We start from the raw sequence: 21,638 nt of genomic DNA on the forward strand, positions 1-21,638 counted from the left end.
TCCAGAACGGCAGGGCGGCCACTCCTTCGAAACCACCCAGCGGCAAGAACTGATCAGCCACACCCCGCCGCCCTGGGCATTCAAGGCACCCGGCCCTGAACACCTACAACCTTATGGAGAACTGATGGGCCGTGTGGACTTGTTGGGCTATGCGTTACCGGCATTCGTGCTGCTGATGGTGGTCGAGTGGATCTCGTATCGCCGCGATCCCGACCGATCCGACAACACCAGCGCAGGGCGTGACACCGCCGCCAACTTGGCGACTTTCACCCTCGGCAGGCTCGTCAAACCGTTCATGCACTACCTGCTGCCGTTCTCCGCGGTGCTGGTCGCTGCCGCGGTGACTCCGCTGCACCTGTCGCCGAAGAGCTGGTGGGTGTGGGTACTCGGGTTGGTGGTCACCGATTTCTGTTATTACTGGGCCCATCGCGCCGACCATCGGGTGCGACTGCTGTGGACCGCCCACAGTGTCCACCACTCCAGCGAGTACTTCAATCTCTCCACCGCGCTGCGGCTGCCATGGCTGCATCCGGTGGCCAACATGGTGCGCGGACTGGCGTGGGTGCCTGCGGCCCTGATCGGCCTGCCGCCGTGGATGATCTTCTTGCTGCAGACCATCGGATTGCTCTACCAGTTCCCGATCCACACCCAACGGGTCGGCAGGCTGGGGCTGCCGATCGAGTTCCTGTTCAATACGCCCGCGCATCACCGGATCCACCACGGCTCGAACCAGCCCTATATCGACAGGAACTATGGCGGCATCTTCATTGTTTGGGACCGGATGTTCGGCAGCTTTGCCGCCGAATCCGAACCGATCCGTTATGGCCTGACGAAGAACATCGCCACCGACAACCCGCTGCGGGTCAATTTCCACGAGCTGGCGGGGCTGATCGGCGACGTTCGCAATGCCGAAACCTGGAGGGGGCGAATCGGTTACGTGTTCGGTCCGCCGGGATGGACCGAAAAGGCGACCGACTCCGAGCCGGAACCCCTTGCGGTGCAGCCCGAGACCGTCAGGGGCGCCGAATCTACTGCCGTGGTGTGATCTCGGCGAAATCGAGCGGTATCGCCGCCGGTCCGCGTAGGTTGACGTGCGCGCGGTACGGCGGCGGATCGATGGCGCAGCCGGGGGATCGGACCCGCTGTGCGAACCTGGTCACCGCGACGCGTCCTTCGAGCCTGGCCAGCGGAGCGCCGAGGCAGAAATGCGCACCGAGCCCGAAGGCGAGATGGCGGTTGTCGCGGGTGGGGTCGAAACGGTCCGGGTCGGTGAAGACCGCGGGATCACGCTGTGCGGCGGCGATCAGCATCAGGACCAGGTCGCCACGGTCGATGTCCATGTCGCCGATCCGCATAGCCGCGGCTGCGATGCGCGGAATCATTTGTACCGGAGGGTCATGCCGCAACGTTTCCTCGATGACGCCGGCGGCCTGCTCCGGATCGGCGCGCAGCGCCGCGAAGTGTCCGGGGTGGCGCAGCAGGGCAAGGATCGCGTTGGAGATGAGGTTGACCGTGGTCTCGTGGCCTGCGATGAGTAGCAGCGCGCAGGTGGAGATGAGTTCGTCGTGGCTGAGTGTGTCGCCCGCGTCCTCGGCGGCGATCAACTGCGACAACAGGTCCGGCCCTGGATTGCCGCGCCTGCGCCGGGTCAGGTCTTCGAAGTAGGCGTTCAGTTCCGTTCCCGCCGCCTGTAATTCACCGGGGTCGGCTTGATGCTCGGTGGCGGTGCGGGAGGTCGGGTCCAGGGTACGGGCCAATAGTGACGACCATTGCCGCAGTTGTGGCTCATCGGCGAGTGGCACGCCGAGCAGTTCGCAGATGACGGTGACCGGCAGCGGATAGGCGAGATCGGCGACGACATCGAAGGTGCCCGTCTCGGCGACCCGATCGAGGGTGTCGTCCACGATCGCGCTGATCCGTGGTTCCAGCTGGGCGACGACCCGTGGCGTGAAGGCCTTCGACACCAGTCGGCGCAGCCGGGTGTGGTCGGGCGGATCGAGGAACAGGAACGACGGTTTAGACGGGCGGACAGCATCTTTCGTGTCCGAGGAGGCCAACATCGGCATCGTCTCCAGCTGCACTCGGGTCAGTGAGCGGTCGACGCTGGCGTTCGGGTGGCGCAGCATCGCCGTGCAGTCCGCGTGGCTCGACACGATCACGACCGGCGCGGTTCCGATCCGGAACGGGCCGCCCGCCCGTACCTGGGCGTATATCGGATAGGGGTTCGCCCGCACCGCCGGGTCGAGCAACTGTCGATAGGTGGTGGTGCTGTCGGTTCGTTCGCTCATCGTCATGGCTGTGCACCAATCCGGCTCGGGAGCCGCCGTGGGTCCGTCAATCTTCGTTGGTATTGATATCCTACTGGTAGTAGGATATCAATACTAGAGGAAGGGGATGGGAGTATGAGTCGGTGAAGATTCGGCCCCCCGCAAACGATTCGATACAGCGCGTCGTCGAGCTACTCGGCGATCGCTGGACGATCCTCGTGATCAGGGAGGCGTTCTTCGGGGTGCACCGTTTCAGCGAGTTCGCCCGCAATATCGGCATCACCAACCGCAATCTGCTGACCAATCGGCTGCGTTTGCTCGTCGACGCCGAGATCTTCGAGCGCATCGACGAAGGCGGCGGTCGGATCGACTATCGCCTCACCGCACGCGGGCGTGATCTGTATCCGATGATGATGGCGATGATGGCGTGGGGCGATCGGCATCTCGCCGACCCCGGCGGCCCGCCACTGACGCTCGAGCACCGCTCGTGTGGACATCCGGCCGCGCCTGTCCTGGTGTGCGAGCACTGCCATGAGCCGATCGACCCGCGCGATATCGATCCACGTCAAGGGCCTGGCTTCGAGCCGCCAGGGGAGTCGCGCGATACGGGTGAGCGGGCGTCCTGATCGAACCAGTGATCGGTCCGATTGATCGTCGGTCCGACTGGGCTGGTGCTCGATCCAATAGGGCGGGTACTCGGTCCGTTCGAACCGGCGCTCGGTCCGATCGGGCGAGTGCTCGACTCGATCGGTCGGGTGCTTGTTCGGAGTGCTCAGGCGTCGGTGAACACCTGGATCGCGCTGATCCGCCCCGCCCTGGAGGTGAATTCGATGAACGCGACACCGTGCACCGGGCCCAGTTCTATGCTGGCGGTGACGGTGCGACCGGCGGCGATCAGCTTGTCCCACTTCAGGTTTCGTGCACGATTGGTGAATTCCTCCACCGAGACCGGCGTGCCCGCGGGAAACTCGATGACACTGTCGTAGTCGAGCAGGCCGCGGACGCGGCTGATGTCCATCGCCGCCGCGGCGGTGAAGAGTCGGGTCACGACGCGTTTGCCCGTGCGGCCGACTCCGAAGAGTCCGCGCATCATTCCGACGGCGCCGCCGATGCCCTGATTGGCGATCAACTGCGGGCCGAGTTTCAGCGCGGCGCCCAGGCCCGGCAACCCGGTGCGCAGTAGCTGCATGATCATCGCGGCCAATTCCCAGTGCGCGGCCAGGCGGGTGATTTTCCAGACGCCGTTTTCTTCGACGAGGTCGTAGCGCAGGTGCATCGGGACCGCGACGGTGGCGCCGGTCGACATCGTGGTCTCGATCAGCAGGTCTCGGACCACGGTCGGCGGGCCGACGAGATCGCGCTCGACCCGGAAGGCGATGGTGTTCGGGCCGATGAAGGTGTCGTAGAAGCGCTCGATCGCGGCGCGACCGATATGCGGCCGCGAGCCGACCGGATCGTTGACGGCGGCGTCGGTGCTGAACAGCCCCACCCAGGCCGCGCGGTCATGGGCGGCGACGGCGCGCGGCGAGGCCGCTACGGCGGCGAGCAAGTCGGTGGCCGTCGGATCCAGCGGCATGACAGTTCCTCCGTTGTCGCGGGTCGTGACTCGAACACATGGTAGAACATGTTCTAATTTCGGCGCCGGAAGTCAGCGGAAATGTCCGGCGCAACGCCCGACGAAGGATCTCGATGGACTGGTACACCGGGAACACCGCCTACGACACGGTGCTGACGATCGCCTTCGGGTTCGCGGCATTCGTGCTGGTCGGTGGGCTCTTCGCGCAGAGCCCGTACGGCCGCTTCGCCACCACAAAGGTCGGTTTCAACCTCAACCCGAAGCTCGGCTGGTGGTTGATGGAAATACCGGCGACGGTGGTGTTCGCGGTGTTCTACCTGACGGGCCCGGACCGATTCGAGCCGACGTCGCTGGTGCTCGCACTGATCTGGCTCGTGCACTACGGAAATCGCGGCTGGTTCTTCCCGCTGTCCATTCGGCAGGTGCCCGGCAAGCGCAGCAGCTTCAACGTCTCGGTACTCGGTATGGGCATGTTCGTGACCGCGCTGCACGGCTACCTCAACGGCGCATTCTTCAGTCACGACTACAAGCATCAGTACGGCACCGGCTGGCTCACCGATCCGCGTTTCCTCATCGGTGTCGTGGTCTATCTCTGCGGGTTCGCCCTGCTGGTCCGCTCCGAGGCGATTGTGCGCAACCTGCGTGACAAGAACGACCCCGGCGCGGCGGAATACCGGATTCCCTACGGCTTCGGATTCCGATTCGTCACCAGTCCCGCCTACCTCGGCGAGCTGCTCGCCTGGGCCGGCTTCGCGCTGTTGACCTGGTCGCTGGCCGGTGGGGTGATCTTTCTGATCACCGCGGGCAACCTGGTGCCGCGCGCCATTGCGACCCATAGGTGGTACCGCGAGAAGTTCGCCGACTATCCGGCCGACCGGAAGGCGTTGATTCCGTTCGTGATCTGAGGCTGCGCGGCCTGCTCATCCGGTGTCGATGCGGGCCGCCTGCCTGCAGTCCAGCCAGAGCCGCCGCAGCTCGCTGTTGGTGTAGCGGGTGCGGCGTAGGTAGTGCTCGGGTCGCGGGCGGCGGTCGTGCCAGAACCGGCCGGACGGTGGGGTCGGTGCGGCCGCGGCCAGCCAGACGGCAGTGTCCGCGCCCTCGGCCGGAGTGCGCAGCAACGGGCCGATCAGGCGATGGAATCCGGGCAGTGCGGCAGCGACGCCGGGTGTGTCGACCCAGCCCGGGTGCATGCTGTGAAACGAAATGCCCTGGGGGCCATAGTGTTCAGCGAGAATCGGCGTGAAGGCCACCTGCATGCGTTTGGTGCGGGCGTAAGCGGTCGCACCGCGGTAACGGCCCTTGCGGTACTCGGGATCATCGACGGCCAGCGGCTGGGTGTACATGCCGCCTGAGGACATGAAGATCACCCGCGAGTCGTCGGCAGCGTTCAGCAGGGCGGCGAGTCGATCGGTGAGCAACAGCGGGCCGAGGACGTGAGTCGCCAGAGTTAGTTCGTGCCCGTCGGCCGTCTCGGCGCGTTCGGGCGGCAGCACGCCCGCGTTGTGGATCAGTACGTCGAGTTTCGGCAGTCGCTCGCGGAGGCCTTCGGTGCATTCCGTCACGCTGGCCAGGTCTGCGATATCGCATTCCGTGACGGTCAGATCGGCGTCGGGGTGTGTCGTGAGGATGTCGCGCCGGGCGCGTTCGCCGCGTATCCGATCGCGCACGGCAAGAATCACCGATGCGTCGAGTCCGGCCAGTGCCTCGGCGATTGCCTTGCCGATGCCCGAATTCGCGCCGGTCACCATGGCGGTGGCGCCGCGCAGTGCGCCGGGTTCCGGATCGGCGGGCCGGTTGCGTCGGCGCAGGACAACGCCGAGGCGGGTGTATCCGGGAACGATCGTCCGGTCGAGCAGAGTGTCGAGCTTCGGGGCTCCGGATAGATCGGTCATGTCGTCATTGTGCTGGTGATCCGACATTTTGCCGGTGAACGATGCATAAACGTTGCAAGCGAACTGATCGTGACTACAGTCGTGGGATGGGCATCGAGTGTTCGAGCGTCGTCGCCGTTCCCCGGGCCGAGGTATTCGCCTGGTACGCCAGACCAGGAGCGTTCGCCCGGCTGGCGCCGCCGTGGCAGCCGGTGTCGCTGCTGGCGGAGGCGGGCTCGATGCAGGACGGTCAGGCGGTGCTCGGCCTGCCTGGTGGGCTGCGCTGGGTCGCGAGGCATGATCCGAGGGGCTATGAACCGCCGCATCGTTTCGTGGACACGATCGCCGTAGACGGCCTCGCGTCCCTGCCCGCCGGATTGCTGCTGCGGTGGCGGCATACGCACGATTTCGAGGTCGTCGACGATGACCACACCCGGATCGTCGATCGCGTGGAGTCGCCGGTGCCCGCGTTCGCACTGCGATCGATGTTCGACTACCGGTACCGGCAGGTCGCCGACGACCTCGCCGCGCACCGCCGGGCCGCGCGGGTGGGTTTCGCGCCGTCGATCATCGCGATAACCGGTGCATCCGGGTTGGTGGGCTCGGCGTTGGCCGCGTTCCTCACCACCGGCGGGCACGCTGTCATTTCTCTGGTCCGCCACGCACCCCGCAGCACGAGCGAAAGACGCTGGGACCCCGCAGACCCGGCCCCTGATCTGCTCGACGGTGTCGATGCGGTGGTGCACCTGGCCGGTGCGTCGATCGCGGGTCGGTTCACCGAGGAGCACAAGCGAGCGATCGTCGAGAGCCGCATCGAGCCGACCCGCAAACTCGCCGAGCTCGTCGGCCGCGCGGGCGTGCCCACTTTTATCGGCGCCTCCGCGATCGGGTACTACGGCTACGACAGCGGCGAGGAAGTGCTGCGCGAGAACGCTTCTCGTGGCGACGGTTTTCTTGCCGATGTCGTCGCGGACTGGGAGGCGGCCACCGCCCCCGCCGCCGCGGCAGGCGTCCGGGTGGTGTCGGTGCGCACCGGCATCGTACAGTCGCCGCGCGGTGGCACGCTGCGGTTGTTGCGGCCACTGTTCGCGGCTGGGCTGGGCGGCCGGATCGGTGACGGCCACCAGTGGCTTTCCTGGATCGGGATCGATGACCTGGTGGACGTCTATCACCGAGCGCTCTGGCAGGACGATCTGTCTGGTCCGGTGAATGCCGTTGCACCACAGCCAGTTCGGAATATCGACTACACCAGGATCCTGGCCGCCGTGCTGCGCAGGCCCGCGCTGCTCCCGGTGCCGGAGTTCGGTCCCGGCTTGCTGCTGGGCGCGCAAGGAGCGCGGGAGCTGGCGACGGCGAGCCAACGAGTCGAGCCCGCTCGGCTGCAAGCGGCAGGTCACGTCTTCCGTAGGCCGGATCTGGAGTCGACACTGCGACATCTGCTCGGCCGCGTGCCCGCCTAGCCGACCGGCTCCGTGCGGGTGAGCAGCAACTGCTGGACATCGAGATAGCCGCAGCGGAACCCCGCCTCGGCATGCGCCAAATATAACCGCCACATCCTGCGGAACATCGGGTCGAAGCCGAGTGCGGAGACCCGGTCTGGTCGGGAGTCGAATCGCTGCTGCCACAGGCGCAATGTGTGCGCGTAGTGCTCGCCCATCGATAGTTGTTCGCGCACAACCAATCCAGTACTTCGGGCAACCACTTCGCGCAGCAGCCGGGTCGAGGGCAGGAACCCGCCGGGAAAGATGTACTTCTGCACCCAGGTGTAGGTGTTGCGGGTAGCCGCCATCCGGTGGTGCGGCATGGTGATCGATTGGATCGCCACTCGTCCACCCGGTGCGAGCAGGCGATCGATGGTTCGGAAGTAGGTATCCAGATATTCGTAACCGACGGCTTCGATCATCTCTACCGACACCACCGCGTCGTAGCGTCCTTCGACGTGCCGGTAGTCGAGCAGATCGATGGTCACCCGGTCGGCCAGGCCGGCCGCTGTGACCCGGTCGAGCGCCCGCGCCCGCTGCTGCGCGGAGAGTGTCACCGAGCGCACTGCCGCGCCGCGCTGCGCCGCGCGCAGCGCCAATTCGCCCCAGCCGGTGCCGATTTCGAGGACGCGAGTACCGAGACCGACACCGGCAAGGTCGAGCAGCCTATCGATCTTCGTGCGCTGGGCCGCGGCAAGGTCGTTCCATTGCGGCCGTGGCGACAGCGTGGGAAACAGCGCGCTGGAGTAGGTCAGTGTTTCGTCGAGGAACAGTGCGAAGAAGTCATTGGACAGGTCGTAGTGCCTGGCAATATTGCCGCGGGTGTTCGATTCGTTATTCCGCTGCGCAGCAGGGTGTTTCGCGACATATAAGCGACGTAGTCGCTGAAGCGGCGCAGGCACCAGTGTGTCCACATGTCGCGCGAACACCGTCATGGCGGCGGTGAGATCGGGGGCCGACCAATCGCCCGCCATGTAGGACTCGCCGAATCCGATCAACCCGCCGCTGCCGAGGCGCGCGAAGAAATGGTCGGGCCGGTGCAGGATCAGCCGGGGCTGATCCGGCCGCACCGCATTGCGGCCGCGGACCGTTCCGTCGGGGTACTCGACCCTGATCGGCAGATCGCGCACAGCGTATCCAAATAGTCTGTTGGCCACTGCTGTGGCAATGCCCGCGCGAATCCCGGTGGGCACGTGCTCGACGTCGGGATAGGAAGGAAGCTGTCGCGCGGATGCGCAATCGGACGTGGAATGCGATTCGATGCTCACCGCGAAGACTCCGTCAGTGCAGGGGTTGGCCGGGGAACGACGGGCAGGCGGCGCGCCCACAGGCGCATGCCCTGCCAGCGAATGCGCGCCGAAACCACAAGTGGAGCAAAGGGTGCCGCCACTATCGCGCGCAGAATGGTACGGATGGTTGCGGGACGGCAACGCCCGGTCATCGAGGCGGAAAAGATCGGTCCGCCGTCGCTGAGTACGATGGATATTCGCAGCCGCTCGTCCGGTTCCGGCAATCGCATGTGGTACTCGCCGCGCACTTCGTTGAAGGGCGAGACATAGAACTTCTTGGGCGTGCGCGCCCGCGCGTGTTCGTCGAGGCGGACGAGGTAGCAGTGCCGCCCGCCGTAGGTGTTGTGCACCTCGGCGACGACACAGACGCCCGCGCCGGTGTCGTCCCGGCACCAGAACAGCGTGAGTGGATTGAACACATAGCCGAATACCCGTGCGTTGGTGAGCATGAGGATTCGGCCGCCGTGTAAGTCGATACCTTCACTGTCGAGGAAGTCCTCGACGTTCGCACGCAGCGACCGAGTCGGGTCGCCGAGATGATCGGCGGATCGGAATGTCGCGATAGTCCGCAGCCAGCGCGGCAACCTGGGCATATCGTCGAGGTCGATCAACCAGCTGTAGCTGCGATAGCGGAACTCGTGTCGTAACGGCGTGATGCGGACATGACGGATGTGCGTGCGGATGATGCTCGCTGTCATGATGCTCGCACCGTTGTCGCGGGCCTGTTCGTCCACCGCGCACCGAGCCGCTCGGCAGCGCGCAGGCCCGACAGAGCGCCGTCCTCATGGAACCCCCAACCGTGATAAGCGCCGGCGAATGTCAGTCGGGCATTGCCGATTTCACCGAGTCTGCGCTGTGCCGCAACCGACGCCGGAGTGTATTGCGGATGTTGGTAGATCATTCGATCCACGACCAGGTTCCCATCGATGCGGTCGTGCGGGCCGAGGGTGACGAGGAAGCGTCGATCCGTGCCTGCGAGTCGCTGCAATCGGGTGAGGTCGTAGCTGACCAGGACACGATCGACCGGCGCGGTGCACGAAGGCAGTCGATAGTTCCATGAGGCTCGCGCCCGTCGCGCTCTCGGCAGCACCGACTCGTCGGTGTGCAGCACCGTGTGGTTCACCGAATAGGGTATGGCGGAGAGGATTTCGCACTCGGCGGCGGTCGGTTCGGTGAGGATATCGAGCGCCTGATCCGGGTGGGTGGCGATGACAGCGGCGTCGAAGACGCGCAGTTCATCTGCTTCGTCACGGACTGCGACACCATCGGGGAGTCGGTGCACCGCCCGCACCAGGGTCGAGCGCAGCACCGTGTCGAGTTGCTGAGCGACGGCGTTCACGTAGGTGGCAGATCCGCCGGTGACCGTGCGCCAAGTGGGGGAGCCGAACACCGTCAGCATGCCGTGGTGGTCGAGGAAGGTGAAGAGGTATCGGGCCGGGTAGCGCAGGGCTGTCACCGGGTCGCACGACCACACCGCGGCGACCAATGGCGTCAGAAAGTGCGTGACGAAGTAGGCGGAGAAACGAGTGGCTCGTACCCATTCCCCCAGCGTGCGGTCGGACTCGGGTCCGGCGTCGAGTTCGGCGCGTGCGAGCCGATGGAACCGTGGCACCTCGGTCAGCAGTCGCAGGTAACGGCCGTTGCGCAGCGAGCGGGCGTCGGCGAACAATCCGCCGAGTCCACGAGCGCCCGCGTATTCCAGGCCGCAGCCCTCGCACTTTACCGACATGCTCATATCCGAATCCTGTGTCGCAATGCCCAATTCGCCGAACAGGCGCAGCAGAGTCGGGTATGTGCGCTCGTTGTGCACGATGAAACCGGTATCGACGTGGACGTCTGTGCCGCGGCGCACGGTGATCCGGTGGGTGTCCGCATGACCGCCGAGGCGAGCGTCTGCCTCGTACAGGGTCACTCCGGCCGAACGCGCGAGCACCCAGGCTGCTGTCAGTCCGGCCACTCCGCTGCCGATGACGGCAACTCGCCGGAGGTCGTTCATCGGATCGGTGTGCTCGATCATCGTGCTCCTTCTCTCCGGCAGGCGGCGCCGGACGATCCGCTGGTCGGAGGCTGAATTCCGCGGCGATCGGGTCGCAGCGACGCGCCGGCGGAGTCGTCGGCGGAACCGGCATTCGCCGTTCGGTGGACGCGCCCATGTAGCGATGCATCAATTATGCATCGTTTTGTGTGAGCGGGCTACCCGTGCCGAAATTCGGGCACTTCGCCCGACCGGCGAGCAGTGGTTGTCGGGGTATTTCGGAGACCGCGCCTCGGCGGTCGGGTGTGACCGTCGCGGATCGAGCAACGTGGCTGTCGGGCAGGGGCGGTGGCGTGGAATCGGGAAATCTGTGCGCCGTGGCAACGCCGACGGGACAGAGCGGCGACGCGGCGACGCCGATGGGACACGGCACCTCGGGTCGTACGTCGTTCGCGTAGGCGAACGAATTAGCTCAGGCGGTCGGCGGCATCGGTGAGGCTATCGAGCCGGACGACCGAGTCGGGCAGGATAACCGCGTCCCAGCCGGGGCCGCCGACGAACACTCCGGCTCCCGCGGCGACGCATGCGCGCACCGCTGAGGTCAGCGCGGTCGATTCCTGCTGTGACCACAGCACTGCGCACGCGGAGCGGTCATGCCTGGCAAGGGCGTCGGTCAGCGCGGTGGTCGGGACATCCGCGCCGAGCATCCACGCTCCGACACCGCGCTCCGCAAGGGCCGCGCGCAGGACCTCGAGCGGCAGCGCATGCGTCTCACCGCTGGTGCAGGCCAGCACGACCGGTCTCGAAGTCGGCCCTTCGGGCGGCGGGTTGGTGCGGTGCAGGACCGAGGTGATGCACCATGACAACAGGTGTTCGACGTCGATGCAGCCCTCGCCGGCGTGCTGGCGCGCGACGATGTCGGCAAAAGCCGGGCGGCACAACTGATCCCACGTGTCCACCACGCCGAAGGCGCGGACGTGGGCGGCGAGCCGGTCGCACACCGTCGTCGCGTCGAGCGCGAAGGCCGCGAACAACAGTGCTGCACGATCTCCGAGTGTCGGTGTGGCGCCACGCACCACCGCCGCCGCGCCCGCGGGCGTCGCCCCATCTCTGATGAGGGCGAGCATACGGCCGAGCACCTCGATGTCGGTCTCGGTGTAGAGGCGGTGTTTTCCGGGCCGCTGCTGCGGCGGGCCGATGTTGTAGCGCCGATTCCAGCTTCGCAGGGTGGCCGTCGGGATGCCGAGTCGGTCGGCGACGGCGCGCACCGTGTATCCGGCCGCGTCGGAGGCGGGAACGGTACCGGCGGACATCGCACCATTCTGCCCGGTCCCGTTCTCGCGCTTCGTCACGGCCGGGAGCCCGTGCGTCGATTCTGACCGCGACTGCCCGACCCGGCGTTCATCGCCGCACGGTGGCGGCCGCCGTCGCGGCGCAGAGCAGGCCCCAGCCTGCCGTCACCGCGATGGCCTTCCCACGCTGGGTCTGCCCGCGCAAGGTTGTGCCGACCACCACGGTGTCGGCCAGGTCCGAGCACGCCCGCACGGCGATCACAAGCCGCATCGCGCCTGGTCCCGGCGCTGCGACGAGCGCAAGGCCCGAGGCGGCATCGCGCAGGCCCACCATCCGCGCGAGGGCTCGCGCGGCGGGGTCGTCCGAACTCCAGCCGCATGGCCCGAGCAAGAACGCGGGACGTGCGGTCACCGCGAGTCCGTATGCCGCGGTTACCGCGCCCGCCACACGCGGCAGCCACATCGTCGTCATAGATCCTCCTTCCCGCGAGCAGGGTGTGCATCAATTATGCATCGTTATGCGCTACTATGGTCGAAGCCATCGAATCAGAGGAGTTCGCATGACCCCAATTCGAACCAGCCGGCATTCCGGTTGCCTCGCGGCTGGAGTGGCTTCGGCGCTGATCGCCATCACTACGGCCGCGGGAACTGCGGTCGCCGGCCCGGCGGTATCGCCGACAGAGGCCCCCGCGCCGGTTCCGAATCTCGACCTCGACCGGTATCTCGGCACCTGGAATCAACTGGCCGCTGTGCCGCAGTACTTCAACCTTGTGTGCGCCCGCGATACGCGGGCCACCTACGCGCTCGACCCGCAGGGCAATATTTCCGTGCACAACTCGTGCACCACATGGGTGAATTCGCTCAACGAAATCACCGGCACCGCAACGGTCAATGATCGGACGACCGGCGCGCAACTGCACGTCAGCTTTCCCGGGGTACCCACCCAGGATGGACTGGAAGGTCCGACCAACTACATTGTCACCGCGTTGGACGAGGCGTACTCGTGGGCCCTGGTCACCGATCCGAGCCGAACCTCCGGCTTCGTCCTCGCTCGCGACCGGGTACTGGATACCGCTCAGTGGCAACGGGTTCGGGCCGCTATCGATGCCGTGGGCCAGAATTCCTGTCTGTATCTGACCTCACCGACAACAGGTGGTCGGACCGATATCGCACCATTGTGTGCGGTGACGCGATGACCGTCACGATCGCACTGTTCACCCGCGACCTGCGGGTGCGTGACAACCCCGTGCTGATCGCGGCGTATCGCGAGGGTGCCGCGGTGGTGCCGCTGTTCGTCGTCGACGAGAAGATCCTGTCCGGGCGCATTCCCTCGCCGAACCGGGCCTGGTTTCTGGCCGCCGCGCTCGGCGAGCTCGATGCCGAATTGCGTGCCATCGGAGGACGTTTGGTGGTGCGGCGCGGTGATGTCGTCACCGAGGTCGACCGAGTGGTTGCGGAGGTGCACGCCGACAGCGTGCATATCGCTGCCGATGTGAGCGGATACAGCCACAGGCGCGAAGATGCGCTGCGGGTGCGGCTCGAGCGGCGCAGTTGTCTGCTGCACACGCATGCCGTCTCGATCACCGCCGCAGATCCGGAAGAGTTGGTCCCCTCGACAGGACGTGACCACTTCGCGGTGTTCACACCGTATTTCCGGCGATGGGCGCAGGCTCACCGACGCGAGCCGCTCGGCAGACCGCGCAAACTGTCCCTGCCCGAGGTAGCCGGACTGCCATTGCCGGAGCCCGACGATATCTGCGTCGGGGCGACATCGCCCCAGCTGTCCGTCGGCGGCGAGACCACGGGCCGAAAGATCATGCGGGACTGGCTGTCCGGCCCGATCGGTGGCTACGAGCGCAGCAACGACGACCTCTCCGCCGACGCCACTTCGCGGCTGTCGCCGTATCTGCACTTCGGCTGCGTGTCCCCGGTGGAGGTGGTGCACCGGGTCGACATGTCGACCGCGGACGGCCATGCCTTCGCCCGGCAACTGGCATGGCGCGACTTCCACCATCAACTGCTGGCCGCCCGCCCCGACACCGCCCGCTCGGATTACCGCCCCCGCCGGATCGGTTGGCGCGACGACCCTCAGGCCGTCGAGGCATGGCGCGAGGGCCGCACCGGCTACCCCGTTGTCGACGCGGCGATGCGTCAACTGCGCGCCGAGGGCTGGATGCCGGGCCGCGCCCGACTGATCACCGCTAGCTTCTTATCCAAATCCCTTCGCGTGGACTGGCGCATCGGCGCAGACCACTTCCTGCACTGGCTGGTCGACGCAGACCTGGCGAACAATCAGCTCAACTGGCAGTGGGCCGCAGGCACCGGCACCGACACTCGCCCCAACCGCGTGCTCAACCCGCTACGCCAAGCCGAACGTTACGACCCCGGCGGCGCATACGTCCGCCGCTGGATCCCCGAACTCGCTCACCTACCCGCCGCCACCATTCACACTCCATGGCGCGAAAACATCAATCCCGCAGACTATCCCGCCCCGATCATCGACTGCGTCGGCATGTAGTGCGACGACAGCAATGCGTCGTCCGGTCCCTGCCGCACTCGGAACCAGCCTCGGTCTCGGCCATTGCGTTGATGGCGGCCTAAGTCTGTGGCGATGACGAATTTCGGCAGCTGGTCCGAAGCTTCGGCGATGTGGCCAAGGCGCCGAGCTCGTAGTTCGCAGTCGCCGCCGATGAGATTGCCTTCCGGGATAAGGCATTCAGCCGGTTGTGACGTGGTGGTCCGCAGGCCGGCCGAACCGGTTGCACTGTCGAAACATTCGACAGCGGGCTATGTGACCCGAGGCGTAGACCTCCAGGCTGGATCGGTCCGAAAGCGCACCCACTGCTGCACCGGCTCTCGGGATCTGCACCCTTGCGGGCAGCCAGAAGGGGTGCGATCCCGAGGACGGGCGCGTCTGATGCCGGTGGACTACCTCGGTGGTGAGACCAGCATCGGTTGGTGTAGGTCGTAGTATTCGACCTCGCCCATGAGTTTGCTTTCCTCTTCGAACAATGACCTCAGGTCGTCGGGGATCTCGATCTCCTCGGCTGCTCGAGCTTCGGCTTCGGAGGTGAAGTAGACCGCCTCGACGTATCCGTCGCCGCCGAAGGTCGCCAAGGTGCCGCCGAGGATTTCTGGGCGCAGTTCGTGCACACGATCGGCGCCCTGCGACAGCAATTCGTGCATTCGGCCTGTGTCGCGGGTGTGGCCCTCCATGATTTGCACGAAGCCGGCTTCGTCGGAGCCGCCCCCCAGCCACTGCGTCACCGCGGGGCAGTCCATGAATGTGACAGGTCCGTCGAAGCATTTTTCGGTCTCGGCCCACCAGGCGCCTTGCTCGGGGCGCGCACTGTTGCGTCGTGCCGCCTCTTCGGATTCGAATCGTGCCAGCGCGATGAATGTTCCGTCATCGCACAGTCCGCAGGTTGTTCCGAGGTAGCCGACGGCTCCCGGTTGCAGTTCTTCGGTCCACCGGTCCATGCACCGACGTAATCGGTCCGGATCGGCGGCTTTGCCTTGAATGACTTGGATGAACATCGAGTCCTCCTCGTGTGGAGTGACCACTCCGCATCGTCGCGGGGCCGACGCCTCGTGGTCCACCGAGGGCTGTGGGACCGCACGGCCCGCGAAGGCAGCCGCCGCATAGCTAATCGTTCGCTGCCGGGCCGCCGTGCGCAAGTATGGCTGGTCCTGGTCTGGAATGTCGAGTTGCGCGACCTGAGCCATTGTGCAGGCGCGCACCGTGGAGGAGGGTGAGTATGTCCGGTGGCGCCACCGGGGTGCCGCCCTACAGGGTAGGAGGTAACCCGTGTACGCACGATCAAGCACAATTGCGGCCAAGCCGTCGTCGATCGACTCCGGGATCGCATACCTGCGCGATAAGGCGATGCCGTCGATGCCCGAGCTCGAGGGGTGGGTGGGCCTGTCGTTGCTGGTCGACAGGGGATCAGGACGCTGCATCGTCACTTCGGCGTGGGAATCCGAGGCCGTGATGCATGACAGCAGAGGCCGGGTCCAGGCACTGCGTTCCGGTGTGGCTCAGGCGCTCAACGGCCAGATCGATCTGGTCCAGGAATGGGAAATCGCGCTCATGCATCGTGATCAACTGTCCAGCGACGGCGCATGCACTCGGTGCACGTGGCTGCAGGCCGGTCCGGGTGAGATCGATCGGCTGATCGACACGGTCAAGATGAGCGTGTTGCCCGAGGCCGAGATGATGGAAGGATTCTGCAGCTCCAGTCTGTTCGTCGATCGGGCCACCAACCGCGCGGTGGGCGCGATGGTCTGGGCAAACCGCGAGGCGCTGGACAACAGCCGCGAACCGGCGAAGCGGATCAGGACCGCGGCGGCCCGAACTTCCGGTGCCAGCGTGCTCGAGGTCGCGGAGTTCGAGCTGGGCTTCGCTCATCTGCGCGTGCCAGAGATGGCTTGACGCCATCCGTCGGCGCGGCGACCGGCACCGCCGCGCCGACGGAGCCGGGCAGGCGCGGAAGACGCACCCGCCCAGCGGTTCCCGGCCTGCAGATTGTGCGACCGGGATGTTCGCGAACGACGACAACGCGAACTCGACCACCGCCCCGTCAGTATGGAGCTGATAGATATGATCTCTTGTGCACACTATAAAACTATTTCGAGCATATTTGCGCATCAAATATCAGAGAAACGTCTGACGGATTCACAGTGCGGGCGTGGACACGACACGGGCCCCGGGTCACTGCCCGGGGCCCGCTGTGCGCGCTACGGCCCTCAGCTGTTCAGTCGTGCGTGACCCGCCGCGATCGGGTGAGCAGGTTGCCATCGACCCGGACCAGAACGTCGTGGACGACGGTGCTCGGATTGATCTCCGGTGCGCTGCCGGGACGGATCTTGACGACCAGGCAGTAGGCCGTGGACACGATGGTGCCATCCTCTTGAGGCTGCAGATTGATCATGTTGAACCAATGCCTGCGCTGCATCGGATCTGTCTCGAACCGCTTGTGGAACTCGACGAGATCCGCCACGATGCGTGCCCTGGTCCGGGCCGGCGGGCGGCCCGGTGTGTGTTCGAATTCCGCGTCCTCGGTGAAGGTTTCGGCGTAGCCGGGAATATCGCGGTCATCGAGCCGCTGCATCTGATCGGCGTAGAACTGCTGAACCTCGGCGTACAACTCGGTCCGGGCGGCGACGGTGGTCATGTTCGCTCCTGGTGCGGCGGGGATCTCTGCTGCCACGGTGACCGATCACGCTAGAGCCCTGCTCGAGTGGTGGCCTGCCCTGCGGCGGGTTGACCAGAGCTATAGGAGCCCGGACGAGTCTGGAGGTCGAAGAAACCGGGCGAGTTCGAATATTCGAGCGATGGAGGAGTCATGGCGGAAAGTCGGCGCGTCGCGCTGGTGACAGGAGCGACCAGTGGCATGGGTCTGGAAATCACCAAAAGTCTTGCTGGTCAGGGTATCTCGGTGTTCATCTGCGCTCGGGATCAGGAGCGGCTGACCGATACCATCAAGGACCTGCAGGAAGAGGGCAATGAGGTCGACGGCGCTGTCTGCGATGTCGGCGACCCCGCGCAGGTGCGGGAGTACGTCGAGGCGGGTGTCGGCCGGTACGGTCCGATCGACATTCTGGTCAACAACGCGGGCCGCAGCGGTGGCGGGGTGACCGCCGAGGTGACCGACGAGCTGTGGTTCGACGTGATCAACACCAACCTCAACAGCGTCTTCCTGATGACAAAAGCGACGCTGACCGCGGGCAGCATGCTCGAGCGCGGTAGCGGGCGCATCGTCAATATCGCCTCCACCGGTGGCAAACAGGGCGTCGTGCACGGTGCGCCGTATTCGGCGTCCAAGCACGGCGTTGTCGGGTTCACCAAGGCGCTCGGGCTCGAGCTCGCCAAGACCGGGATCACTGTGAACGCGGTGTGCCCCGGTTTTGTGGAAACCCCGATGGCAGAACGGGTTCGGGAGGTCTACTCCGGGCTGTGGGGCGTGGACACCGACGAGGTGCACGCTCGGGTCAGCGCCAGGGTGCCGATCGGGCGCTATGTGCAGCCGTTCGAGGTGGCGGCCATGGTCGATTATCTGATCGGCCCCGGCGCGGGAGCGGTAACCGCTCAGGCGCTGAATGTCTGTGGCGGGCTCGGCAATTACTGATCTGGTCGAAAGGTCTCAGCGATGACGACAGTGGAAGAGAACCTTGCGGACGAGCAGCACGATTACCTGCGCACCCTCGAGGCGATACAGACGGGCGCATTGCGGCTGCTCGCTGGATTTCCGCGACAGCCGAGCGCCCTGCGGATTCAAGTCGGGGAGGTGACGGTCGAGGCGGAGTGGGCGGTTGCCGCCCCGGTACCGATATCCGGGACGGCGCTGACCGAAGCACCGGAAAGCGCTGAGGTCGAAGAGGCCACACCGGTCGACCCGGTGATTCGCGCGCCGAGTGTCGGAGTGTTCTACCGCTGCCCGGAACCGGGCGCCGAGCCGTTTGTCGCGGTGGGTGATCGGATTTCGGCAGGCGAGCAGATTGCGATCGTCGAGGCGATGAAGTTGATGATCCCGGTGACCGCGCAGGTGAGCGGAGTGATCACCGGGGTGCTCAAAGAGGACAACGAACCCGTGCAGTTCGATGACGCGCTATTTTCCTACGTTCCGGAATGAGAATCATTGCGGAACAAGGTAATTCGGGACGGCGGCGGGTTCAGGCGACGAGCCGGACCCGCCGCCAGGTCAGCACTCGACGCTGGGTCCGGCCATCGACCTGCGCCGCGCCGATCAAGGTGAGTGTGTCGCCGGCGAGCGTGCATTGCCGCACCTGTTCGGTATCGGCCCAGGCGGGGTTGGAGCACACGGTGATCGCGTGCACCATTTCCACACCGGATTGCCGCCAGGTACCCGCGTACCCCATGAACGGATTCGCCCCGACGGCCCCGTCGGTACGCATCATGCTCACCGACATGTGCCCGTGCGGCTCGTACATCAGCAGCCCGCGCGGCGCCTCGCCCAGCGGCCCTTCGCTGCGCGTATCCGAATCATCAATATCGAAGTAGGACACCAGCTGCCAGGTCCCGACGAAATCGGTTGCGTTCATGGGTCTCACCCTGCGCGCTGCCGCTCGAATCACGCTCGAGCCGACCGATCCTCAGCCCCAGAACCCCACGATGCTGGTGCCGGGGAACCGCTTGACCTCCCGCATCCACGCGATGCAGTCTTCGATTCCCTCGAGCACATCCGGTTCCAGCGCGGCGCGCTGCTCGGGGAGCGTGGCGGCCCATCGGTCGAGTGCGGCCAAACAATCCTGTTCGGCCCACTCGCCGCAGCCTGCCAGCGTCGGATGCGGCAGCCCGGCCGGCAACCGGTTTCCCGCGAAGGCGCGCACGCTGACTCGCATTCCCAAGGCCGCCAGGCCTTTATCGACCCGGGCCGGCCAATCGAACTGCAGCGGCCCCCACAGGTCGTCGAGTGCGGCACCGAAAACCGAACACATGCTCTCGTAGACGTCCAGGTAATCGTTGGCGTACCGCTGCTCGAACGGGCCACCGTCGATCACCGTCCGTAGTGCCTGTGCCGCGGTGGGCGCGCCATCGGCGATCTGCCCGGCGTAGTCCTCGTCCAGCTGCGCCATGGTCTCGGCGCGCTCGGCTGAAATACGCGCGAAGTGGCCGTCGTCCTTCGACCCGACCACTTCGTCGACCGTATTGAGGTCGACTATGTACAGACTCAGGAAGTACCCCACGGCGGGAGTCTATGTCCTCGGCCGTCATGCGTAGCAGGTCGGTTGCCTGCCTCCGTTGTAGGCAACCATCTCGCCGAAAATCGACAGCACATCGAGCGGTGTGCCCGCCGGCCCGCCGTCGAGTTCCGCATAAGCGCGGTACAGGTTTCCGACGATCCGTTCGGCGTCGACGAGTTCGGTGAACTCACCGTGGTCGACCTGCCGTGCGACCTCCAGCGGTGTCAGGCCGAGCGAGCGCCCCTCGGCCGCGAGCTCCTGGATCCATTGCAGGTAGCGGGCCGTTTGTGCGAGCACTTCCGCACCTGTCACCGGGCCATGACCGGAGACAACGGTTTTCGCGCCGAGCGCGGCGAGCCTGCGGACGGCGGTGAGCGAGCCACTGATCGATCCCATCAGACAGAACGGGGCCGCGCCGGACATGACGATGTCACCGGCGAACAGGACGCGCTCCTCCGGGAGCCAGGCGACCACGTCGTTGGTGGTGTGCGCGGCGGGACCGAGGTGGATCAGTTCGACCCGGCGGTCGCCGACATGCACGGTGATCCGGTCGGCGAAGGTGATGGTGGGCAGCGTGACTCGCACATCGCCCCACGCCACGTCCGGCCACAGCTGTGTCAGCGCGAGGCCGGTGTCGATCATCTCGGGGCGGATGCGGTCGTGGCCGAGCACCACCGCGGTGGGACCGAAGAGATGGTTGCCGAAGTTGTGATCGCCGTGGTGGTGGGTGTTCAGGATCGTCCTGGCCGGGCCGACCTCCAAGCCGTCGACGAAGTCGACCAGGGCGCGCGTGCGGCCTTCGGTGGCCAGGGTATCGATCACCAGAGCGCCGTTCGTCCCCGCCAGGACGCCTGCATTGCTGACACACCAGCCGCCGCGACTGTGGGTGTAGGCGAAGACGTTGTCGGCGACTTCACGCACGACCGGCGCGGCGAGCTGGGGGGGTCGGGTCGAGGTCATGTCGGTGACTTCGTCGCGTCGGCCTGCTGTGCCGCGGCATACCGCACCGCGCACAACAGCGTATTGCGGCTGTTGGTGCCGAGGGCCTCACCGAGATAGGCGCGCGCATCGGCCAGATCGGTATCCGCGCCCAGTATTTCGCGTGCCCGCTCGGGGTTGATGGCGACCGTGTGCCGTGCGGTGACCACCGCGCCGTCTCGACCGTCGGCGAATTCCCAAGCGCCGCTGTGCCCGAAGAGCATGGCGGGCGGCATCAACTGCTTGTAGTCGATCCGCGTGCCGTCGAAACAGACGCGTACCGACTTGGTGGTGTGTGCGATCCCACCCGCCGTCACCGTGTCCATCTCCATCAGCTGGACGCCTTCGGCATCCTCGGTGAGCTCGATTCTGCTGACATGCGGAACGTGCTCGGGCCACTGTTCGCTGTGGTAGATGAAGTCGTAGAGCTCGGCGGCGGAGGCATCGAGCACCACGGTGTCCTCGAAGGTGTGGATGACGTCGTCGATCGGATGTCCCAGCTCGGCAATGCGCGCGAGCGCCGCGAGCTCGCTGATGCTGTTGCGGTCCACCGCGCCCGCGACCAGCGCGGGGTCGACGCCGTCCACGACGGTGAAGCGGTGGTCCAACGTCACTTCGGTGACGCCCGGGTCGAGCTCACGGAAAGCCCACCTGCCGCCCATGGACGCGATCGGAGTGCGGCTGCGTTCCTGCTCGAACGAGATCCGGTGTTGATCCCGGTCGAGCAGCCGTCGCGAGGTCCAGTTCGTCACCTCACCATTGACGGTGGCCCACAACCGGAATCGCTCTTCGTCCGGTCCACGATGCAGATGGCGAACCAGCACACTCGGCCCGAAAACCACCGGCCAGCAGCTCACATCGGCGACCAGGTCGTAGACGATCTCGGGTGCCGCCTTGATGACCTGGGTATGGCGCATGTCCCGGGCGAGCGCGCTCATGCCGCACCACGCAGCTGGTCGTTGACAATATCGATCAGTTCCTGCGGCGTCTTGACATCGATGAGTTGCTCCTCCGGGATCATCACCCCGAAATCGCGCTGGATCCGCGACGCGGTCTCGATCAACGCCAGCGAGTCGTAGCCGAGCTGGTCGAAATCGACGGTCGAAATATCGCCGTTCAGCTCGGCGATCTCGTCGCCGCCCGCGCATTCCACGAGGATCTGTCGCAGTGCTGTGATGGTCATGGTCATGATCGGCTCCTCGAAG

24 protein-coding genes are annotated in these 21,638 nt (G+C 65.9%); 9 read left to right on the plus strand and 15 right to left on the minus strand.

Annotated elements, in window-relative coordinates; genetic code table 11:
• Nucleotides 1–175: 175 nt before the first annotated feature.
• Nucleotides 176–1,045: a sterol desaturase family protein gene (locus ACLMAL_RS24705; protein WP_412001383.1), complete on the plus strand. Its 870-nt coding sequence runs from the start codon at nucleotides 176–178 to the stop codon at nucleotides 1,043–1,045.
• Here the strand turns inward: ACLMAL_RS24705 and ACLMAL_RS24710 are convergent.
• Complete coding sequence (locus ACLMAL_RS24710; RefSeq protein ID WP_412001257.1) at nucleotides 1,029–2,288, minus strand: cytochrome P450; 1,260 nt, start codon at nucleotides 2,286–2,288, stop codon at nucleotides 1,029–1,031. The two genes, ACLMAL_RS24705 and ACLMAL_RS24710, sit on opposite strands and share 17 nt — an antisense overlap.
• A gap of 122 nt (nucleotides 2,289–2,410) precedes the next feature.
• On the opposite strand from ACLMAL_RS24710, the gene ACLMAL_RS24715 reads away from it, so the two are divergent.
• Nucleotides 2,411–2,893, plus strand: coding sequence for a winged helix-turn-helix transcriptional regulator (locus tag ACLMAL_RS24715; RefSeq protein ID WP_406232384.1), 483 nt, complete (start codon nucleotides 2,411–2,413; stop codon nucleotides 2,891–2,893).
• Nucleotides 2,894–3,039: 146 nt separating this feature from the next.
• Here ACLMAL_RS24715 and ACLMAL_RS24720 read toward each other — a convergent pair whose 3' ends face one another.
• The gene (locus ACLMAL_RS24720; protein WP_412001258.1) at nucleotides 3,040–3,843 is read right to left on the minus strand and encodes a nuclear transport factor 2 family protein; all 804 of its coding nucleotides are present in this window, start codon (nucleotides 3,841–3,843) and stop codon (nucleotides 3,040–3,042) included.
• A 113-nt stretch (nucleotides 3,844–3,956) separates the two neighbouring features.
• Here ACLMAL_RS24720 and ACLMAL_RS24725 point away from each other — a divergent pair, with 113 nt between their 5' ends.
• Entirely contained in the window at nucleotides 3,957–4,748 is a 792-nt protein-coding gene (locus ACLMAL_RS24725) for a 3-oxo-5-alpha-steroid 4-dehydrogenase (protein WP_412001259.1), read from the plus strand.
• Between the two features lie 15 nt (nucleotides 4,749–4,763).
• Here ACLMAL_RS24725 and ACLMAL_RS24730 read toward each other — a convergent pair whose 3' ends face one another.
• Entirely contained in the window at nucleotides 4,764–5,735 is a 972-nt protein-coding gene (locus ACLMAL_RS24730; RefSeq protein WP_412001260.1) for an SDR family NAD(P)-dependent oxidoreductase, read from the minus strand.
• Nucleotides 5,736–5,821: 86 nt separating this feature from the next.
• Here ACLMAL_RS24730 and ACLMAL_RS24735 point away from each other — a divergent pair, with 86 nt between their 5' ends.
• Complete coding sequence (locus tag ACLMAL_RS24735; protein ID WP_412001261.1) at nucleotides 5,822–7,174, plus strand: TIGR01777 family oxidoreductase; 1,353 nt, start codon at nucleotides 5,822–5,824, stop codon at nucleotides 7,172–7,174.
• Here the strand turns inward: ACLMAL_RS24735 and ACLMAL_RS24740 are convergent.
• From ACLMAL_RS24740 to ACLMAL_RS24760, 5 genes are all read right to left on the minus strand, one after another.
• Nucleotides 7,171–8,463, minus strand: coding sequence for a class I SAM-dependent methyltransferase (locus ACLMAL_RS24740; RefSeq protein WP_412001262.1), 1,293 nt, complete (start codon nucleotides 8,461–8,463; stop codon nucleotides 7,171–7,173). The two genes, ACLMAL_RS24735 and ACLMAL_RS24740, sit on opposite strands and share 4 nt — an antisense overlap.
• Complete coding sequence (locus ACLMAL_RS24745) at nucleotides 8,460–9,182, minus strand: DUF1365 domain-containing protein (RefSeq protein WP_412001263.1); 723 nt, start codon at nucleotides 9,180–9,182, stop codon at nucleotides 8,460–8,462. Before ACLMAL_RS24745 ends, ACLMAL_RS24740 begins: the two co-directional genes overlap by 4 nt.
• Nucleotides 9,179–10,501, minus strand: coding sequence for an NAD(P)/FAD-dependent oxidoreductase (locus tag ACLMAL_RS24750; RefSeq protein ID WP_412001264.1), 1,323 nt, complete (start codon nucleotides 10,499–10,501; stop codon nucleotides 9,179–9,181). The genes ACLMAL_RS24745 and ACLMAL_RS24750 overlap by 4 nt, the downstream gene beginning before the upstream one ends.
• Before the next feature lie 425 nt (nucleotides 10,502–10,926).
• Nucleotides 10,927–11,772, minus strand: coding sequence for a MerR family transcriptional regulator (locus ACLMAL_RS24755; RefSeq protein ID WP_328405147.1), 846 nt, complete (start codon nucleotides 11,770–11,772; stop codon nucleotides 10,927–10,929).
• Between the two features lie 88 nt (nucleotides 11,773–11,860).
• Nucleotides 11,861–12,223, minus strand: a complete 363-nt coding sequence (locus ACLMAL_RS24760) for a hypothetical protein (protein ID WP_412001265.1) — start codon at nucleotides 12,221–12,223, stop codon at nucleotides 11,861–11,863.
• Between the two features lie 88 nt (nucleotides 12,224–12,311).
• Here ACLMAL_RS24760 and ACLMAL_RS24765 point away from each other — a divergent pair, with 88 nt between their 5' ends.
• Nucleotides 12,312–12,947, plus strand: a complete 636-nt coding sequence (locus ACLMAL_RS24765; protein ID WP_412001266.1) for a lipocalin family protein — start codon at nucleotides 12,312–12,314, stop codon at nucleotides 12,945–12,947.
• Entirely contained in the window at nucleotides 12,944–14,269 is a 1,326-nt protein-coding gene (locus ACLMAL_RS24770; RefSeq protein ID WP_412001267.1) for a cryptochrome/photolyase family protein, read from the plus strand. Before ACLMAL_RS24765 ends, ACLMAL_RS24770 begins: the two co-directional genes overlap by 4 nt.
• A gap of 410 nt (nucleotides 14,270–14,679) precedes the next feature.
• Here ACLMAL_RS24770 and ACLMAL_RS24775 read toward each other — a convergent pair whose 3' ends face one another.
• Nucleotides 14,680–15,288, minus strand: a complete 609-nt coding sequence (locus tag ACLMAL_RS24775; RefSeq protein WP_412001268.1) for a hypothetical protein — start codon at nucleotides 15,286–15,288, stop codon at nucleotides 14,680–14,682.
• 271 nt (nucleotides 15,289–15,559) lie between these two features.
• Here ACLMAL_RS24775 and ACLMAL_RS24780 point away from each other — a divergent pair, with 271 nt between their 5' ends.
• Entirely contained in the window at nucleotides 15,560–16,183 is a 624-nt protein-coding gene (locus tag ACLMAL_RS24780; RefSeq protein ID WP_412001269.1) for a hypothetical protein, read from the plus strand.
• 322 nt (nucleotides 16,184–16,505) lie between these two features.
• Here the strand turns inward: ACLMAL_RS24780 and ACLMAL_RS24785 are convergent, their stop codons facing one another.
• Nucleotides 16,506–16,925: a nuclear transport factor 2 family protein gene (locus ACLMAL_RS24785; RefSeq protein WP_328405135.1), complete on the minus strand. Its 420-nt coding sequence runs from the start codon at nucleotides 16,923–16,925 to the stop codon at nucleotides 16,506–16,508.
• A gap of 171 nt (nucleotides 16,926–17,096) precedes the next feature.
• Between ACLMAL_RS24785 and ACLMAL_RS24790 the strand changes: the two genes are divergently transcribed.
• Both ACLMAL_RS24790 and ACLMAL_RS24795 read left to right on the plus strand, forming a co-directional pair.
• Nucleotides 17,097–17,879, plus strand: coding sequence for an SDR family NAD(P)-dependent oxidoreductase (locus tag ACLMAL_RS24790; protein ID WP_412001270.1), 783 nt, complete (start codon nucleotides 17,097–17,099; stop codon nucleotides 17,877–17,879).
• Between the two features lie 21 nt (nucleotides 17,880–17,900).
• On the plus strand, nucleotides 17,901–18,383 hold the full coding sequence (locus tag ACLMAL_RS24795; protein WP_328405131.1) for an acetyl-CoA carboxylase biotin carboxyl carrier protein: 483 nt from the start codon (nucleotides 17,901–17,903) through the stop codon (nucleotides 18,381–18,383).
• Nucleotides 18,384–18,423: 40 nt separating this feature from the next.
• On the opposite strand, the gene ACLMAL_RS24800 is transcribed toward ACLMAL_RS24795, so the two are convergent.
• Genes ACLMAL_RS24800 through ACLMAL_RS24820 form a run of 5 tightly spaced genes read right to left on the minus strand, consistent with a single transcriptional unit; the run spans nucleotide 18,424 to nucleotide 21,622 of the window.
• Entirely contained in the window at nucleotides 18,424–18,813 is a 390-nt protein-coding gene (locus ACLMAL_RS24800) for a lipocalin-like domain-containing protein (protein WP_328405129.1), read from the minus strand.
• Between the two features lie 51 nt (nucleotides 18,814–18,864).
• Nucleotides 18,865–19,458 (minus strand): hypothetical protein, encoded by a 594-nt coding sequence (locus ACLMAL_RS24805; protein WP_412001271.1) that lies wholly within the window; start codon nucleotides 19,456–19,458, stop codon nucleotides 18,865–18,867.
• Between the two features lie 24 nt (nucleotides 19,459–19,482).
• The gene (locus ACLMAL_RS24810) at nucleotides 19,483–20,415 is read right to left on the minus strand and encodes an MBL fold metallo-hydrolase (RefSeq protein ID WP_412001272.1); all 933 of its coding nucleotides are present in this window, start codon (nucleotides 20,413–20,415) and stop codon (nucleotides 19,483–19,485) included.
• Nucleotides 20,412–21,371, minus strand: coding sequence for an aromatase/cyclase (locus ACLMAL_RS24815; protein ID WP_412001273.1), 960 nt, complete (start codon nucleotides 21,369–21,371; stop codon nucleotides 20,412–20,414). The genes ACLMAL_RS24810 and ACLMAL_RS24815 overlap by 4 nt, the downstream gene beginning before the upstream one ends.
• A complete protein-coding gene (locus ACLMAL_RS24820) occupies nucleotides 21,368–21,622 on the minus strand; it encodes an acyl carrier protein (protein ID WP_328405121.1) in 255 nt (84 codons plus the stop codon). The genes ACLMAL_RS24815 and ACLMAL_RS24820 overlap by 4 nt, the downstream gene beginning before the upstream one ends.
• Nucleotides 21,623–21,638: the final 16 nt, after the last annotated feature.

Origin of the sequence: Nocardia sp. CWNU-33, from assembly GCF_046764895.1 — a bacterium.
GTDB lineage: Bacteria > Actinomycetota > Actinomycetes > Mycobacteriales > Mycobacteriaceae > Nocardia.

Excerpts from the sequence above, each read along its gene's own strand:
- ACLMAL_RS24795 (WP_328405131.1), top strand. The coding sequence starts at position 17,901 with ATGACGACAGTGGAAGAGAACCTTGCGGACGAGCAGCACGATTACCTG.
- ACLMAL_RS24745 (WP_412001263.1), bottom strand. The coding sequence starts at position 9,182 with ATGACAGCGAGCATCATCCGCACGCACATCCGTCATGTCCGCATCACG.
- ACLMAL_RS24760 (WP_412001265.1), bottom strand. The coding sequence starts at position 12,223 with ATGACGACGATGTGGCTGCCGCGTGTGGCGGGCGCGGTAACCGCGGCA.
- ACLMAL_RS24755 (WP_328405147.1), bottom strand. The coding sequence starts at position 11,772 with ATGTCCGCCGGTACCGTTCCCGCCTCCGACGCGGCCGGATACACGGTG.
- ACLMAL_RS24735 (WP_412001261.1), top strand. The coding sequence starts at position 5,822 with ATGGGCATCGAGTGTTCGAGCGTCGTCGCCGTTCCCCGGGCCGAGGTA.
- ACLMAL_RS24790 (WP_412001270.1), top strand. The coding sequence starts at position 17,097 with ATGGCGGAAAGTCGGCGCGTCGCGCTGGTGACAGGAGCGACCAGTGGC.
- ACLMAL_RS24800 (WP_328405129.1), bottom strand. The coding sequence starts at position 18,813 with ATGAACGCAACCGATTTCGTCGGGACCTGGCAGCTGGTGTCCTACTTC.
- ACLMAL_RS24750 (WP_412001264.1), bottom strand. The coding sequence starts at position 10,501 with ATGATCGAGCACACCGATCCGATGAACGACCTCCGGCGAGTTGCCGTC.
- ACLMAL_RS24725 (WP_412001259.1), top strand. The coding sequence starts at position 3,957 with ATGGACTGGTACACCGGGAACACCGCCTACGACACGGTGCTGACGATC.
- ACLMAL_RS24730 (WP_412001260.1), bottom strand. The coding sequence starts at position 5,735 with ATGACCGATCTATCCGGAGCCCCGAAGCTCGACACTCTGCTCGACCGG.
- ACLMAL_RS24820 (WP_328405121.1), bottom strand. The coding sequence starts at position 21,622 with ATGACCATGACCATCACAGCACTGCGACAGATCCTCGTGGAATGCGCG.
- ACLMAL_RS24770 (WP_412001267.1), top strand. The coding sequence starts at position 12,944 with ATGACCGTCACGATCGCACTGTTCACCCGCGACCTGCGGGTGCGTGAC.
- ACLMAL_RS24815 (WP_412001273.1), bottom strand. The coding sequence starts at position 21,371 with ATGAGCGCGCTCGCCCGGGACATGCGCCATACCCAGGTCATCAAGGCG.
- ACLMAL_RS24785 (WP_328405135.1), bottom strand. The coding sequence starts at position 16,925 with ATGACCACCGTCGCCGCCCGGACCGAGTTGTACGCCGAGGTTCAGCAG.
- ACLMAL_RS24765 (WP_412001266.1), top strand. The coding sequence starts at position 12,312 with ATGACCCCAATTCGAACCAGCCGGCATTCCGGTTGCCTCGCGGCTGGA.
- ACLMAL_RS24775 (WP_412001268.1), bottom strand. The coding sequence starts at position 15,288 with ATGTTCATCCAAGTCATTCAAGGCAAAGCCGCCGATCCGGACCGATTA.
- ACLMAL_RS24810 (WP_412001272.1), bottom strand. The coding sequence starts at position 20,415 with ATGACCTCGACCCGACCCCCCCAGCTCGCCGCGCCGGTCGTGCGTGAA.
- ACLMAL_RS24710 (WP_412001257.1), bottom strand. The coding sequence starts at position 2,288 with ATGAGCGAACGAACCGACAGCACCACCACCTATCGACAGTTGCTCGAC.
- ACLMAL_RS24705 (WP_412001383.1), top strand. The coding sequence starts at position 176 with ATGGTGGTCGAGTGGATCTCGTATCGCCGCGATCCCGACCGATCCGAC.
- ACLMAL_RS24720 (WP_412001258.1), bottom strand. The coding sequence starts at position 3,843 with ATGCCGCTGGATCCGACGGCCACCGACTTGCTCGCCGCCGTAGCGGCC.